The sequence below is a fragment of the Streptomyces sp. NPDC059718 genome (genome assembly GCF_042733315.1).
Classification (GTDB): Bacteria; Actinomycetota; Actinomycetes; order Streptomycetales; family Streptomycetaceae; genus Actinacidiphila.
The window spans coordinates 4587-19431 of the sequence record NZ_JBHWGA010000087.1 but is presented as its reverse complement, the minus strand read 5'-3'; the positions used below and the strand labels follow the sequence as shown (position 1 = coordinate 19431).

The following is a 14845-nucleotide window of genomic DNA, read 5'->3' as shown; positions in this document are numbered from 1 at the left end:
AGACCGTTTCACCGGCCCCTCCGGGCTTTCCCTTCGTTGTCTCCAGCTTAGCAGATCCGATTTCCTTCTCTGCCACCCTCTGGAGGGGGTTTCGCTTTCGGCGATTCCGCCTCGGCGACATTCACTACGTTAGCGGATTCCTTCGCGTCATGCGAATTCGTCCCCCACTCTCCGTACGATTCCACGCCAATGGAATTCGAGAGCACGCAAGTGCACCCGAATTTTCGGGGTGTTGTCGTCGTGGTGAGTGACCGCCGATCGGAGGATCCGGACGAACCGGGCGCACCGTCTCAAGCGGCTCGGGCTACGTTACGCACGTGCGGCGGCGGAGTCAAGCTCCGCCGCCGCTCAAACGTGGATAACCAGCCGACGTCAGTCGCCGGCGATCTCGACGGCCGCCAGGCTCTTCTTGCCGCGCCGCAGCACGAGCCAGCGGCCGTGCAGCAGGTCGGCGGCCTCGGGGGTCGCGTCCTCGTCGCCGATCTTGACGTTGTTCACGTACGCGCCGCCCTCCTTGATGGTGCGGCGGGCCGCGGACTTGCTGGCCACGAGGCCGACCTCGGCGAAGAGGTCGGCGACGGAGGCGAGCTCGGCGACCTTGGCGTGCGGCAGTTCGCCGAGTGCCGCGGCGAGGGTCCGCTCGTCGAGTCCCGTGAGTTCGCCCTGGCCGAAAAGTGCCTTGGACGCGGCGATGACCGCAGCGCACTGCTCGGCGCCGTGGACGAGGGTGGTGAGCTCCTCGGCGAGGGCGCGCTGGGCCGCGCGGGCCTGCGGGCGCTCCTCGGTGAGCCGCTCCAGTTCCTCGATCTCCTCCTGCGTCCTGAAGCTGAAGATGCGCAGGAACTTGGAGACGTCGCGGTCGTCGGCGTTCAGCCAGAACTGGTAGAAGGCGTACGGCGTGGTCATCTCGGGGTCGAGCCAGACCGTGCCGGACTCCGTCTTGCCGAACTTCGTGCCGTCGGCCTTGGTGATGAGCGGGGTGGCGAGGGCGTGCACGGAGGTGCCCTCGACGCGCCCGATCAGGTCGATGCCGGCCGTCAGGTTGCCCCACTGGTCGCTGCCGCCGGTCTGCATGGTGCAGCCGTACCGGCGGTGGAGCTCCAGGAAGTCCATGCCCTGGAGGATCTGGTAGCTGAACTCCGTGTAGCTGATGCCTGCCTCGGAGTTGAGCCGGCGGGCGACGGCCTCCTTGGCGATCATCTTGTTGACCCGGAAGTACTTGCCCACGTCGCGCAGGAACTCGATGGCCGACAGGCCCGAGGTCCAGTCGAGGTTGTTGACCATCACGGCGGCGTTCGGGCCCTCGAAGGAGAGGAAGGGCTCGATCTGGGCGCGGATCCGCTCCACCCAGCCGGCGACGACGTCGGCGTCGTTCAGCGTCCGCTCGGCCGTCGGCTTGGGGTCGCCGATCAGGCCGGTGGCGCCGCCGACGAGGGCGAGCGGCCGGTTGCCTGCCAGCTGGAGCCGGCGGATGGTGAGGATCTGCACCAGGTTGCCGAGGTGGAGGCTGGGGGCGGTGGGGTCGAAGCCGCAATAGACCGTGACCGGGCCGTCCGCGAACGCCTTGCGCAGTGCGTCCTCGTCGGTGGAAACGGCGATCAGCCCTCGCCACCGCAGCTCGTCGACGATGTCCGTCACGGTTCTCGTGTCTCCTTGGTGTCGGTCGGTGCCTCGTACCCGTTCGTACGGAGTCTTTCCGAGACTACGCGTTCCGCTCGACTCCTTTTGCGCCCCCTGGGGCGCGGCGGCGGGGTGAGTGGGCGCGGTAGGGGCTGACGGTGGGGTCGCCGTCGATCCAGAAGCGCCAGGGGTGGGCGGCGCCGTCGCCGCCGACGCCGGTGCGCGGTCCGGTGCGGACGGCGGCGGGGTCGGGCGGCGTGCCGGTCAGGACGCAGAAGGGCGAGGCGGCGGGGTCGTCGGGGCAGACGTCGGCACCGTTGAGGGCGCGGTCGATGTCGAGGGCGGTGGCAAGGCGGGCGGGGCCCTGGGCGAGGTCGTGGGGGCGTCGTGAGGTGACCCGGCGCCCGCGGGCGAGGTCGGCGCCCTCGATGACGTCGCCGCCGCGCAGCAGGATCCCGCTGGGGTTGCCCTCGGGGCCGCAGACGATGTTCATGCAGTGCCACATGCCATAGGTGAAGTAGACGTACGCGTGGCCGGGCGGGCCGAACATGACCGCGTTGCGGTCGGTGCGTCCGCGGTAGGCGTGGGAGCCGGGGTCGATGGGGCCGGCGTAGGCCTCGACCTCGGTCAGCCGGAGTGCCACGGGGCCGTCGTCCGTCCTGCGTACGAGGGTCCGCCCCAGGAGGTCGGGGGCCACCTCCAGCACCGGCCGGTCGAAGAAGGACCTGGGGAGAGGGGTGCTTTCAGGAGGGGGGATCATGCGGTACGAGAGTAATGGAACCGTTCGGGGTGGGGCCGCGTTCGTAATGACCGAGGCAACCGCCAGTAAAGGGAGAGGGACATCGTGGGCTTCAAGAAGCTGCTTGCGAGCTTGGGCGCCGGTGGCGCGTCGGTCGAGACGGTGCTCAACGAGCCGAACGTCGTCCCGGGCGGGGTCGTCCAGGGCGAGGTGCGGATCCAGGGCGGCTCGGTGCCGCAGCGGATCGAGGGACTGTCGGTGGGCCTGCAGGCCCGCGTCGAGGTCGAGGGCCAGGACGCGGAGTACAAGCAGGACGTCGAGTTCCACCGGCAGCAGCTGGGCGGGGCGTTCGAGGTGCAGCCGGGTGCGGTGCACGTGGTGCCGTTCGGGCTGGAGATCCCGTGGGAGACCCCGATCACGACCTTCCTGGGGCGTCACCTGACCGGGATGAACGTCGGGGTGACGACGGAGCTGGCGATCGCCCGTGCGGTGGACTCCGGTGACCTCGACCCGATCAACGTGCACCCGGTGCCGGCGCAGCAGGCGATCCTCGACGCGTTCGGCCAGCTGGGCTTCGGCTTCAAGAACGCGGACCTGGAGCGCGGCCACATCCGTGGCACGCGGCAGCGGCTGCCGTTCTACCAGGAGATCGAGTTCTTCGCACCGCAGCAGTACCGCGGGCTGAACCAGGTGGAGCTGAGCTTCGTCGCCGACGGCCACGAGATGGACGTCATCCTGGAGATGGACAAGAAGCCGGGCCTGTTCAGCGAGGGCAGCGACGCGTTCCGCTCCTTCACCGTGGACCTGAACAACTTCCACGCGACCGACTGGGCGGGTTACCTCAACCAGTGGCTGGCCGAGGTCGGCGGGAAGCGCAACTGGTTCTAGGATCGGCGGGCGGAAGCGCGTTTCGCGATCAGCAGGAGGTACCGAGGTGACCGAGCAGAAGCGGCGGCCGCTCCCCCACGATTTCCATCCTCAGGTGCCGTCGTTCACGGTGGTGAGCGACGACATCGAGCCGGGCGGCACGCTGAAGGACTCCCAGGTCTACGCCGAGGGCAACGTCTCGCCGCACCTGCGGTGGGAGGGGTTCCCCGAGGGGACCGGGAGCTTCGCCGTCACGTGCTACGACCCCGACGCGCCCACGGGCAGCGGTTTCTGGCACTGGGTGCTCTTCGACATCCCGGTGTCGGTGACGGAGCTGCCCGCGGGTGCCGGCAGTGACGGCTTCAAGGGGCTGCCCGAGGGTGCGGTGCACGTGCGCAACGACTACGGGAGCAAAGACTTCGGCGGCGCCGCGCCGCCGCCCGGGGACGGACCGCACCGTTACGTGTTCACCGTGTACGCGGTGGACCAGGAGAAGCTGGGGCCGGACGGGGACGTGTCGCCCGCCGTCGTCGGCTTCAACCTGCGGTTCCACGCGATCGCGCGGGCCAACCTGATCGGCGAGTACGAGAACCCGCAGTAGTCGTGGCGCTCCCGGCCGAGGGCCGGGGGTCCCAAATTCCGTTGCGCCCCGGCGCTCCCGCATCGCACTGTGGTGTCTGCCTGGTGACCTGACCGTCACCGGGGGTCGGCACCGCAGTGGCGGGGGCGGCGGGGCGTTGCGCTGTGCGGCTCTCGCCGCGCGACCTGCCTGCCGTCCGCCGGAGCCCGGTCATGCGCCCGGGCGTCCACGCCGATCGCCGCGCTCCGGGCGCCCCGGACCCCACGGGGGCGGGCGCCCGGAGTGGCCGGCGGCCGGGGCCGCCGTTTCGTTCCCCGTTTCCTCCTGTTCGCTTTCACGTGCGGAAATTACGTTGTCCGGGCGGGTATCGCCCGGTCACAGTGGAGCCACCTCGCCGCGGGGCGGGGATGGACCCGAGGGGTGGGCGACGTGCGTGAGACGCTGGTGCTGAACGCGAGCTTCGAGCCGCTGTCGACCGTGTCGCTGCGGCGTGCGGTGGTGCTGGTCATGCAGGACAAGGCCGTGGTCGAGCAGGCTCATCCCGGGCTGCGGATCCGCGCGGCGGCGGTGGAGGTACCCGTGCCGCAGGTGATCAGGCTCTGCAGGTACGTGAGGGTGCCCTTCCGACAACGGGCGGCGTGGTCGCGGCGGGGTGTGCTGGTCAGGGACCGGCACCGGTGCGCGTACTGCGGCCGGAGGGCGACGACCGTGGACCACGTGCAGCCGCGTTCGCGCGGTGGTGGGGACACCTGGCTGAACACCGTGGCGTCGTGCGCGGAGGACAACCACCGCAAGGCGGACCGTACGCCGGAGCAGGCGGGGATGCGGCTGCTGACCCAGCCGTTCGAGCCGACCCCGGCGGACGCGCTGCTGCTGGCCCTGGGTCTGAAGGACCGTGAGGACGTCCCCGGCTGGCTCGCGCTGCCGGCCTGAGTCCTGAGCCCCGAGGCGGTCGCCCGGCTACTTCAGCAGGAGCTGGGCGATCGCCACGAGGCCCACGACGACGATGACGCCGCGCAGGGCGGCGGGCGGCAGGCGGCGGCCGATGCGGGCGCCGAGGACGCCGCCGAGCGCCGCCCCGACGGCGATGAGCGCGACGGCGGTCCAGTCGAAGTCGGCGACGAAGAGGAAGAACGCCGCGGCGACTCCGTTGACGATCAGCGCGAGGACGTTCTTCACGGCGTTGATCCGCTGCCAGGACTCCTCGAGGAGGACGCCCATCAAGGAGAGGTAGATGACTCCCTGGGCGGCGCCGAAGTAACCGCCGTACATGCTGGCGAGGAGGAGGCCGCCGAGGAGGAGCGGGCCGCCGTGCTCGGGGGTGTGCGTGCCGTTGCCGGCCCGGCGGGCCTGGAGCACGCGGGAGAGCCGGGGCTGGACGACGACGAGGACGAGGGCCACCGCGATCAGGATCGGCACGATGGTGTCGAAGGCCTGGGAGGGCAGCGCCAGCAGCAGGACGGCCCCGGTGAGTCCGCCGACGAGGGCGGCGGCGCCGAGCCGCAGCAGACGGTCGCGCTGTCCGGCGAGTTCGCGCCGGTAGCCGATGGCACCGCTGAGGGAACCGGGGACCAGGCCGAGGGTGTTGGACACGTTGGCGGTGACGGGCGGCAGGCCGACGGCGAGCAGGACGGGGAAGGTGATGAGCGTGCCGGAGCCGACGACGGTGTTGATGGTGCCGGCCCCGATTCCGGCCGCGAAGACGGCCAGGGCTTCCCAGTAGGTCATAGGCGTCTCCATGGTCGGTGCGGCTCCCCTCCCCCCGACGGGACCGGGGGGAGCCGGAGCGCACGGATCATGTCATACGCGTTCGCGGCGGCGGCCGCGCTGCTCAGTCCTTGTCGAGCCGGGGGGTCTCGCGACGGGTGCCGCCCTCGCCGTTGCCGGGCGCGCCGGGGAGGTTGACGATGCCGCCGAGGCCCTTGAGGGCGTCGTTGAGTTCGCTGGGGATGATCCAGAGCTTGTTGGACTCGCCCTCGGCGATCTTGGGGAGCATCTGCAGGTACTGGTAGGCGAGCAGCTTCTGGTCGGGGTCGCCCTCGTGGATGGACTCGAAGACCGTGCGGATGGCCTGGGCCTCGCCCTCGGCCTTGAGGGCGGCGGCCTTGGCCTCGCCCTCGGCGCGCAGGATCGCGGACTGCTTCTCGCCCTCTGCGGTGAGGATCTGGGACTGCCGGATGCCCTCGGCGGTGAGGATGGCGGCGCGCTTGTCGCGGTCGGCGCGCATCTGCTTCTCCATCGAGTCCTGGATGGAGGTGGGCGGCTCGATGGCCTTGAGTTCGACGCGGTTGACGCGGATGCCCCACTTGCCGGTGGCCTCGTCGAGGACGCCGCGCAGGGCCGCGTTGATCTCCTCGCGGGAGGTCAGGGTCCGCTCCAGGTCCATGCCGCCGATGATGTTGCGGAGCGTGGTGACGGTGAGCTGCTCGATCGCCTGGATGTAGCTGGCGACCTCGTAGGTGGCCGCCCGCGCGTCGGTGACCTGGTAGTAGATGACCGTGTCGATGTTGACGACCAGGTTGTCCTGGGTGATCACCGGCTGCGGCGGGAACGGCACGACCTGCTCGCGCAGGTCGATGCGGTTGCGGATGGTGTCGATGAACGGCACCACGATGTTGAGGCCCGCGCTCAGGGTCCTGGTGTAGCGACCGAAGCGTTCGACGATCGCCGCGCTGGCCTGCGGGATGACCTGGACCGTCTTGATGAGCGCGATGAAGACGAGCACCACCAGGATGATCAGGACGATGATGATCGGCTGCACGTCCACTCCCACGCCGATTGCCTGTGGCTACCTGTACGAAGACATGATCAAGTCTGACAGACCCCGCGGGGAGGCGGGCCGGGTTCGGCGAATTCCCGTGCCGTCTCGGGGTGCGGGGGCGGGCAGGATCACATCACGACGGCCGTCGCGCCCTCGATCTCGACGACGTCCACGCTCTCGCCGGGCTCGAAGGCCCGTCCCGTCTCGAGGGAACGGGCGGACCAGACCTCTCCGTTGAGCTTGATCCGGCCGCCGTGCCCGTCGACCCGTTCCAGGACGACGGCCTGGCGGCCCTTGAGCGCGTCGATGCCGCTGCGCAACTCCGGGCGTTGCGAGCGGCTCCGGTTGGCCAGCGGGCGTACGACGGCGATGCCCGCGACCGAGACGATGACGAAGATCAGTACCTGCGGAGTGATGCCCAGGCCGAGGCCTGCCGCGATCGCGGCGGCGACGGCTCCGACCGCGAACATCCCGAACTCGGGCATCGCGGTCACCACGAGCGGAATACCCAGCCCCACGGCGGCGATCAGCCACCACAACCAGTCGTCCACAGGCCCATCGTAGGGGTCCGCAGTGGATCTGTGACAGGGTGCGACGGCTCTCCCCGAGGCTTTCGGCGCGGGGCTTCGTGCGCGGGTGGCCTCAGGGGGTCACTTCAGGGGAAGCCCGTTGGCCGTCCAGCGGTCGCCACGGCGCTCGACGACGAGCGGGAGGCCGAAGCACAGGGAGAGGTTGCGGGAGCTGAGTTCGGTCTCCATGGGACCGGCGGCGACGACCTTGCCCTGACGGATCATCAGGACGTGGGTGAAGCCCGGGGCGATCTCCTCGACGTGGTGGGTGACCATGACCATGGAGGGCGCGATCGGGTCGCGGGCGAGCCGGCCGAGGCGGCGGACGAGGTCCTCGCGGCCGCCGAGGTCGAGGCCGGCGGCGGGCTCGTCGAGCAGCAGGAGCTCGGGGTCGGTCATCATGGCGCGCGCGATGAGGGTGCGCTTGCGCTCGCCCTCGGAGAGGGTGCCGAACCTGCGGTCGAGGTAGTCGCTCATGCCGAGCCGGTCCAGGAAGGCGCGGGCGCGGTCCTCGTCGACCTGCTCGTAGCTCTCCTGCCAGTGCGCGGTCATGCCGTACGCGGCGGTGAGCACGGTCTCCAGGACGGTCTGCTTGCGCGGCAGCTTCTCGGCGAGGGCGACGCCCGCGATGCCGATGCGCGGGCGCAGTTCGAAGACGTCGACGCCGCCCAGCTTCTCGCCGAGGATCTGGACGGTGCCGGAGGTGGGGAAGAGGTAGCTGGAGGCGATGTTCAGCAGGGTCGTCTTGCCGGCGCCGTTGGGACCGAGGATGACCCAGCGCTCGCCCTCGGCGACCGACCAGGAGACCTGGTCCACCAGAGCCCGGCCGTCTCGGACCACGGATACGTCCACCAGCTCCAGAACATCGCTCATGAGCGTGTTGTCTCCCACTTCCCGATCGCATGTCTGCCGTTGCGAGCACCTGTAGGCGCCGCCCCCAGGAAATCTACGCCACGCCCGGGCCGCCCCAGTCCTTAGGCTGGGGGGATGCTCGACGAACCTCGCTCAGGACGGCTGGCGGCCTGGGGAAACGCCCTGATTGCCGGACTTGCCGCGCCCGATGACGCCGCTCAGGAAGTGATCGCCGACGATTCGGTCCACCGGATCTCCGGCCTCCCAGGGGAGGCCGGCCCGGTGGGGCTGACGCTGGGGCTGGGGCGGCTGCGCGCGCTCGGCGTGTCCGGGCTGCGGATAGCGCTCCCGGTGCCCGGGCACCCGCTCGGGCTCAGCGGGCCGCCGGAGTTCAACGCGCGGGCGCTGGCGGCGGGCGAAGCGGTCATCACCGTCGGTGGACCGGCCGTCGGCCTGGTGCCGGAGGTCACGGAGGCCGGTCCGCAGGGCGACGTCCACGTGTCGGTCGAGTGGCAGTGCCTGGAGGTGCGGAACGCTCCGCCGGCGGACGTGCCCTCGCTGGGCGAGGCGGAACGGGAGCTCGCGGAGGCGCTGCGGGACGCCACGGAGGCGCTGGCGCGGCTGGACGTGGCCGGCGCGGGCCCGGCGGCGCAGGCGGCTCTGGAGGCGTACCGGGCGCGGGCGGCGCGCGGCCGCGAGGTGCTGGCGCCGGGGTATCCGCCGCGGGCGGTGCGGGTGCTGGAACTGGCCCAGCGGGTGGGCGCGCTGGTCGGGATCGCGACCGGGGCCCGGTCCGGGCACGGGGCGGCCGTCAGCGCCTCGGAGATCGCCGCCCGGGCGGAGCTGCTGCGGCCGGTGGAGCGTACGGCGCGGCGGGCGCAGGTGGCGGCGTACAACGCGTACGTCGAGGAGGCCGAGCGGCGCCGGGGCTGAGGCCGGCCGGGAACGGGGGAAGGCCCCGCGGACGACGCTGTCCGCGGGGCCTTCCGAGCACGTCAACGGTTGAGGCACACGTTGCCGGTCGCGGGGTTCAGCAGGGCAAAACCGTTGAGGGTGTTGCCGCAGAGGTTGATCGGGATGTTCACCGGAACCTGGATCACGTTGCCGGAGAGCACACCGGGCGAGCCGGCGGCCACGGCACCCGCGTGGGAGTCGGCGAGCGCGGTACCTGCCGAACCGGCGGCGGCCGCACCGGCGGCGGCGATGATCAGGGCGGCCTTCTTGGCGCTGTTCATGAAACTGTTCCTCCTGTGATGGCACGGCCCGGTTCGAGGAGCCGCACTGTGAGGAACGCGGAGCCCGGGGCGTTGACACGGGGAGGGCACCGGAAACCTCCGTACGGCGGAATCTGCGTGTCGCACCGGCGTGTGCCGCGCGCCGTACGCCCTGACGCCCGTGAGCCGCACGAACGGACCGGCCCCGGGGCGGCGGAACGCTCCGGGGCCGGTGGTCACGGCCGTGCCGTGGGGGTGACGTCCTGGGTCAGCGGTTGACGCAGACGTTCCCGATGGCCGGGTTGAGCAGACCGATGACGCTGATGGTGTTGCCGCAGACGTTCACCGGAACGTGCACCGGCACCTGGATCACGTTGCCGGAGACCACGCCGGGGCTGTTCTTCGCGCCACCGTGGGCCTGGGCGCCACCGCTGTGGGCGGAGGCGGCACCCGCGCCGACCATGGCGAGGCTCCCGGCGACCATGGCGACGGCGGCGGCCTTGTGCAGGTTCTTCACGTTCTTGACCCTCCTTGCATGGGTACCGCGGCAGGCGCCGCAGCACGCCATGGAGAACGGCCCACGCCCGGCCAGGTTGCGCCATCCGGGCGACATACACCCGACGGTATGAATCTCACTCCGGATGGCGACGATCCGCTTGTCCTACCGCTACGCGCCCCGGCTTTCGTGGCGTCGGAATCCCCTCGGGTGCGTCGGATCAGCCGCCGATCCCGTGCCGCACCGCCCACAGGGCGGCCTGGGTGCGGTCGGAGAGGTCCAGCTTCATCAGGATGTTCGACACATGGGTCTTGACGGTCTTCTCCGACAGCACCAGGGCGCGGGCGATCTCCCGGTTGGAGCGGCCCTCCGCGATCAGCGACAGCACCTCGCGCTCCCGGTCGGTGAGGGTGCCGCCGCGGCCCTGACCGGGACCGGAGTCCTCCTGGGAGAGCAGGGCGTCGGCGACCTCCGACTGCAGCAGCACGTGGCCGGCGTGGACCGAGCGGATGGCGCCGGCCAGCGCGTCCGGGTCCACGTCCTTGTAGACGTAGCCGGCCGCGCCCGCGCGCAGCGCCGGGACGACGGTGCGCTGCTCGGTGAAGCTGGTGACGACCAGGACGCGGGCCTTGCTGCCGCTGTCGCGCAGCAGGCGCAGGGCCTCGATGCCGTCGACGCCCGGCATCCGGACGTCCATCAGGATCACGTCGGGCGCGAGTTCCCCGGCACGCTGCACGCCCTCCTCGCCGTCGCCGGCCTCGCCCACCACCTCGATGTCGGGCTGCACCTCGAGGAAGGTCCGCAGGCCGCGCCGGACCACCTGGTGGTCGTCGACCAGCAGGACGCGAATGGGGCCGTCAGCCACCGGGCACCTCCATCTCGATCACGGTGCCCTTGCCGGGCGCCGAGTCCACCGTCAGTCCGCCGCCCACCCCGTCGGCCCGGTCCCGCATGGAGACCAGTCCCAGGTGGCGGCCCGCCCGGCGCACCGCGGACGGGTCGAAGCCCCGCCCGTCGTCGCGCACCGTGAGCACCGCCCCCCTGCCCCGGCCCTCCAGGCGCACCGTCACCGAGGCGGCGTCCGCGTGGCGCAGCGCGTTGTGCAGGGCCTCCTGGGCGACCCGCAGCAGCGCTTCCTCCTGGGCGGCGGGCAGGGCGCGGACCTGGCGGTGGCTGAAGGAGATCCGCGACGAGTGCGCCCGGTCCAGGACGTCGACCTGGGTGCGCAGGGTGGCCAGCAGGCCGTCCTCGTCCAGGGCGGCGGGGCGCAACTCCACCACGACCGCGCGCAGTTCGTCGGCTGCCTCGGCGGCGAGCGCGGCGACCTGCCGCAACTCCTGGCGGGCGCGCTCCGGGTCGCGGGCCACCAGGGCGGAGGCGGCCTGGGCGGTCAGCCGCAGCGAGAACAGCTTCTGTGAGACGGCGTCGTGCAGTTCGTGGGCGATGCGGGCCCGTTCGCCGGCGAGCGTCAGCTCGCGGCTGCGCTCGTACAGGCGGGCGTTGGTGAGGGCGATCGCGGCGTGCGCGGCCAGGGTGCGCAGCAGCTCCTCGTCCTCCTCGGTGAAGCCGCCGTCCTGCGGTGGGCGGGTGGCGCAGCGCTTGTTGGCGAGGAAGAGGGCGCCCAGGATCTCGTCGCCGTCGACCACCGGCATGCCGAGGAAGTCGGACATGTCGGGGTGGGCGGACGGCCAGCCGCCGAAGCGGGGGTCGCCCTTCACGTCCCGCAGGCGCTGCGGGGTGGCCTCGTGGAGCATCGCGGCGAGGATGCCGTGCTGCCGGGGCAGCGGGCCGATCGCCTTCCACTGCTCGTCGCTGACGCCGTCCACGACGAACTGGGCGAAGCCGCCGTGGTCGTCCGGCACGCCCAGCGCCGCGTACTGGGCGTCGAGCAGTTCACGGGCGGACGAGACGATGGTCTGCAGGACCTCGCGCACTTCCAGGTGCCGGCTCATCGCGAGGACGGCCGCGCTCACCGCCTCGATGCCGCGTCGGGACGATCGGCTGGACATGACCTCACCGTACCGGCGGGTCGCGGCCGGCGGGATCGGCCGGGTGACCGAGCGCCCCCGGTCCCTGGACCTAGGGCGAAGTTCCCTGCCCCGGTGCTGCGGGCGGCCGAGGTGGCCGGGACGGGGCCGATCCTACGGTGGGGGGCAGCCGCCGGGCGACGGACCGGGCGGCCGGTGGGAGGACACGTCATGCCGGTGGCAATCATCACGGGGGCGTCGCGGGGACTGGGACGGGCCCTCGCCGGAGCGCTCGCAGAGCGGGGCTGGGACCTGGTGATCGACGCGCGGTCGGCCGACGCGCTGAAGCGGGTGGAGGGGGAACTGGCGGGCCGGACACGGGTGGCCGCGCTGCCGGGCGACGTCACCGACCCCCGGCACCGGGTGGAACTGGTCTCGGCGGCCTGGGAGTTCGGCGGGCTCGACCTGCTGGTGAACAACGCCAGCGCCCTGGGCGCCGAGCCGCTGCGGCCGTTGTCCGAGCAGCCGCTGGAGGGGCTGCGGGCGGCGCTGGAGACCAATGTGGTGGCCGCGCTGGGCCTCGTGCAGGAGGGGCTGCCGCTGCTGCGCCGGCGGCGCGGGACCGTGCTCAACATCAGCTCGGACGCCGCCGTCGAGGCGTACCCCACGTGGGGAGGGTACGGCGCGAGCAAGGCGGCGCTCGAGCAGCTGTCGGCGGTGCTGGCGGTGGAGGAGCAGGAGCTGCGGGTGTGGTGGCTGGACCCGGGCGACATGAGGACCGCGCTGTACGCGGCGGCGGTGCCCGGCGATCCGGACGCGGACGGGCGCCCGGCCCCCGAGTCCGTGGTGCCGGCCGTGCTGGGGCTGCTCGACACGGACGCGGCCGGTGGCCGCTACGTGGCCCCGGCGCTGCTGGAGGCCGGGCGGTGACCGCGCTGGGCGCGCTGAGGGTGCCGGAGGAGCTGGCGGCGCGGGTCCCGGTGGAGCAGCGTGCCGACGGGGCGTCGGGCCGCGACGGGGTGCGGATGCTGGTGGGCGGGCGGGCCCGGGGCGAGGTCGCGCACCACGCCTTCGGTGACCTGCCGGGGCTGCTGCGGGCCGGGGACGTGCTGGTGGTGAACACCTCGCGGACCCTGCCGGCGGCGGTGGACGCGGCGCTCGGGGAGTCCCCGGTGGTGGTGCACTTCTCGGGGCTGCTGGACGACGGGCGCTGGGTGGTGGAGTTGCGGACGCCCGACGGACGGGGCACGACCCGGCCGCGGACGGGCGGCCCGGCGGGGGTCGCGGTGGCGCTGCCCGAGGGTGAGCGGCTGATGCTGCAGGAGCCGCTGAGCCCCTGCGGGGAGCGGCTGTGGGTGGCGCGGGCGTCGGTGGCGGACGCGATGGCGTTCCTGCACCGGCAGGGGCGGCCGATCCGGTACGCGTACACCCGGCGGGACCAGCCGCTCGCGGCGTACCAGACGGTGTTCGCGGTGCCGTCGGCCGACGGCACCGGCTCGGCGGAGATGCCGAGCGCGGCGCGCCCCTTCACGGCCGGGCTGGTCACGGCGCTGGTGAGCCGCGGCGTGCAGATCGCTCCGGTGGTGCTGCACACCGGGGTGTCCTCGGGCGAGGCGCACGAGCCGCCCCACCCGGAGCGCTTCTCGGTGCCGCGGAGCACCGCCTGGCTGGTGAACGCCGCCCGGGCGGGCGGCGGCCGGGTGGTGGCGGTGGGCACCACCGCGGTGCGCGCCCTGGAGACGGCGGCCGACGAACGAGGGCGGGTCGCGGCGGCGGACGGCTGGACGGACCTGGTGGTCACGCCGGAGCGGGGCGTACGGGCGGTGGACGGCCTCCTCACCGGGCTGCACGACCCCGCGGCGTCGCATCTGCTGATGCTGGAGGCGGTGGCCGGGCGCGAGCTGCTGGAACGGGTCTACGACGCTGCGGTGGGGGCCGGTTACCTCTGGCACGAGTTCGGGGACGTGAACCTGCTGCTGCCCTGACGGCCCCGCCCGGGGCACCCGGAGTCGCCGCGCGGTCGCGGTGCGCGACGGGCCTGTGAGGCGGCACATAGGGCGTACGTCACGTACGAGGACGCCTAGTAGGAGGCGGGGCGGCCGGATCGGCCGGAAGTGCGGCGTGTGCCGTACCCGGTCGGTCCGGCCACTACGACTTCGGGTAGTAATGGATGGGTTTGGTCGGGGAATTTCCCGGGGCTAAGAATGCTCGGGTCGCTCCGCGCCGCGTTCGACACGCGGCGCCTCTCCTGTCCCCCGAGGGCGGAGTGGGGCGCAGCCGAATGGAAGAGGTCACTCCCCCATGCAGCTCCCGACGATCCCGAAGTTCGACCGTCTGACCAAGACCCACAAGTTCTCCGCCGCCGGCCTCGCCGCGGCCGGTGTGGGTGTCCTGGCCATCACCGGTGTGACCGGGACCAGCGGGACGGCGCAGGCCTCCGGCAAGGCACCGGAGGCGGTCGCCGGACAGGCACGGTCCGCCGCCGCCAAGCAGCACGCGTCGCACGTCGCGCACGTGGCGCACCGCAAGGCGCTCGCGAGGCAGCACGCCGCCCACGTCGCGCACCAGGCCGCGGAGCGCAAGCGCCGGGCCGAGGAGCGCGCCCGCCAGGCCGCGCACGAGGCGCACCGGGCCCACGCGCGCCGGCAGGAGCAGCAGGCCGCCAACCGCAGCCACGAGCGCAGGGCCCTCGTCCCGCAGCAGCGGCACGAGACCTCCCGTCCGGCACCGCGCGCGGCCGCCCCGGCGGCCCCGTCCGGCAGCCCGCAGCAGATGGCGCAGCAGATCATCGGCGACGCGGCCCAGTTCCAGTGCTTCGCCAACATCGTGATGCACGAGAGCACCTGGAACCCGTACGCGGTCAACCCCTCCTCCGGCGCGTACGGCCTGGTCCAGGCGCTGCCGGGCTCCAAGATGGCCTCCGCGGGCGCGGACTGGCGCACCAATGCGGCCACGCAGATCAAGTGGGGCCTGGACTACATGAACGAGCGCTACGGCAGCCCCTGCGGCGCCTGGTCGTTCTGGCAGGCCAACCACTGGTACTGAGCCGGCGGGCGCGGACCGTACGGACATGGGGGAGGGGGGGGGGGGGCGGCCCCGGGGGGGGCCGCCCGCCGCCAACCCTTATCGGGGGGGGGCTGTTGTGGCGTGAAACACGCGCGGGGGGGGGGGGCCGCCAAC

General features: G+C 72.4%; 17 protein-coding genes. 7 read left to right on the top strand and 10 right to left on the bottom strand.

Translation table 11 applies throughout. From position 1 onward, the window contains the following. Window positions 1–372 precede the first annotated feature (372 nt). Both tyrS and ACFV3E_RS44930 read right to left on the bottom strand, forming a co-directional pair. Complete coding sequence (gene tyrS, locus ACFV3E_RS44935; protein WP_500339294.1) at window positions 373–1638, bottom strand: tyrosine--tRNA ligase; 1266 nt, start codon at window positions 1636–1638, stop codon at window positions 373–375. A gap of 64 nt (window positions 1639–1702) precedes the next feature. Continuing rightward, window positions 1703–2380, bottom strand: a complete 678-nt coding sequence (locus ACFV3E_RS44930; RefSeq protein WP_500542080.1) for a DNA-3-methyladenine glycosylase — start codon at window positions 2378–2380, stop codon at window positions 1703–1705. 84 nt (window positions 2381–2464) lie between these two features. Here ACFV3E_RS44930 and ACFV3E_RS44925 point away from each other — a divergent pair, with 84 nt between their 5' ends. From ACFV3E_RS44925 to ACFV3E_RS44915, 3 genes are all read left to right on the top strand, one after another. After that, entirely contained in the window at window positions 2465–3247 is a 783-nt protein-coding gene (locus ACFV3E_RS44925) for a sporulation protein (RefSeq protein ID WP_499511099.1), read from the top strand. A gap of 46 nt (window positions 3248–3293) precedes the next feature. Next, entirely contained in the window at window positions 3294–3827 is a 534-nt protein-coding gene (locus ACFV3E_RS44920) for a YbhB/YbcL family Raf kinase inhibitor-like protein (RefSeq protein WP_499511100.1), read from the top strand. Between the two features lie 408 nt (window positions 3828–4235). Next, window positions 4236–4739, top strand: a complete 504-nt coding sequence (locus ACFV3E_RS44915) for an HNH endonuclease (protein WP_500370298.1) — start codon at window positions 4236–4238, stop codon at window positions 4737–4739. A 27-nt stretch (window positions 4740–4766) separates the two neighbouring features. On the opposite strand, the gene ACFV3E_RS44910 is transcribed toward ACFV3E_RS44915, so the two are convergent. The 4 genes from ACFV3E_RS44910 to ACFV3E_RS44895 all read right to left on the bottom strand — a co-directional run bounded on the left by ACFV3E_RS44910 (window position 4767) and on the right by ACFV3E_RS44895 (window position 8009). Further along, on the bottom strand, window positions 4767–5534 hold the full coding sequence (locus tag ACFV3E_RS44910) for a sulfite exporter TauE/SafE family protein (RefSeq protein WP_500542078.1): 768 nt from the start codon (window positions 5532–5534) through the stop codon (window positions 4767–4769). 103 nt (window positions 5535–5637) lie between these two features. Beyond that, complete coding sequence (locus ACFV3E_RS44905; RefSeq protein ID WP_499511103.1) at window positions 5638–6567, bottom strand: SPFH domain-containing protein; 930 nt, start codon at window positions 6565–6567, stop codon at window positions 5638–5640. A gap of 128 nt (window positions 6568–6695) precedes the next feature. Then, a complete protein-coding gene (locus ACFV3E_RS44900; RefSeq protein ID WP_499516787.1) occupies window positions 6696–7106 on the bottom strand; it encodes an NfeD family protein in 411 nt (136 codons plus the stop codon). A gap of 111 nt (window positions 7107–7217) precedes the next feature. Beyond that, complete coding sequence (locus ACFV3E_RS44895) at window positions 7218–8009, bottom strand: ABC transporter ATP-binding protein (RefSeq protein ID WP_500542076.1); 792 nt, start codon at window positions 8007–8009, stop codon at window positions 7218–7220. Window positions 8010–8123: 114 nt separating this feature from the next. On the opposite strand from ACFV3E_RS44895, the gene ACFV3E_RS44890 reads away from it, so the two are divergent. Continuing rightward, entirely contained in the window at window positions 8124–8921 is a 798-nt protein-coding gene (locus tag ACFV3E_RS44890; protein WP_500542074.1) for an Rv1486c family protein, read from the top strand. 62 nt (window positions 8922–8983) lie between these two features. Here the strand turns inward: ACFV3E_RS44890 and ACFV3E_RS44885 are convergent, their stop codons facing one another. The 4 genes from ACFV3E_RS44885 to ACFV3E_RS44870 form a co-directional block, all read right to left on the bottom strand. After that, window positions 8984–9223, bottom strand: a complete 240-nt coding sequence (locus ACFV3E_RS44885; protein ID WP_500542072.1) for a chaplin — start codon at window positions 9221–9223, stop codon at window positions 8984–8986. 247 nt (window positions 9224–9470) lie between these two features. After that, entirely contained in the window at window positions 9471–9719 is a 249-nt protein-coding gene (locus ACFV3E_RS44880) for a chaplin (protein ID WP_018560570.1), read from the bottom strand. A gap of 199 nt (window positions 9720–9918) precedes the next feature. Further along, the gene (locus ACFV3E_RS44875) at window positions 9919–10563 is read right to left on the bottom strand and encodes a transcriptional regulator (protein WP_499511107.1); all 645 of its coding nucleotides are present in this window, start codon (window positions 10561–10563) and stop codon (window positions 9919–9921) included. Then, window positions 10556–11707 carry a GAF domain-containing sensor histidine kinase gene (locus ACFV3E_RS44870; protein WP_500542070.1) on the bottom strand — a complete coding sequence of 384 codons (1152 nt, stop codon included), beginning with the start codon at window positions 11705–11707 and terminating at the stop codon, window positions 10556–10558. The genes ACFV3E_RS44875 and ACFV3E_RS44870 overlap by 8 nt, the downstream gene beginning before the upstream one ends. 189 nt (window positions 11708–11896) lie before the next feature. Between ACFV3E_RS44870 and ACFV3E_RS44865 the strand changes: the two genes are divergently transcribed. The 3 genes from ACFV3E_RS44865 to ACFV3E_RS44855 all read left to right on the top strand — a co-directional run bounded on the left by ACFV3E_RS44865 (window position 11897) and on the right by ACFV3E_RS44855 (window position 14710). Beyond that, window positions 11897–12595 (top strand): SDR family oxidoreductase, encoded by a 699-nt coding sequence (locus ACFV3E_RS44865; RefSeq protein ID WP_500542068.1) that lies wholly within the window; start codon window positions 11897–11899, stop codon window positions 12593–12595. Next, complete coding sequence (locus tag ACFV3E_RS44860) at window positions 12592–13650, top strand: S-adenosylmethionine:tRNA ribosyltransferase-isomerase (protein WP_500542066.1); 1059 nt, start codon at window positions 12592–12594, stop codon at window positions 13648–13650. Before ACFV3E_RS44865 ends, ACFV3E_RS44860 begins: the two co-directional genes overlap by 4 nt. A gap of 316 nt (window positions 13651–13966) precedes the next feature. After that, window positions 13967–14710, top strand: coding sequence for an aggregation-promoting factor C-terminal-like domain-containing protein (locus ACFV3E_RS44855; RefSeq protein ID WP_500542064.1), 744 nt, complete (start codon window positions 13967–13969; stop codon window positions 14708–14710). Window positions 14711–14845: the final 135 nt, after the last annotated feature.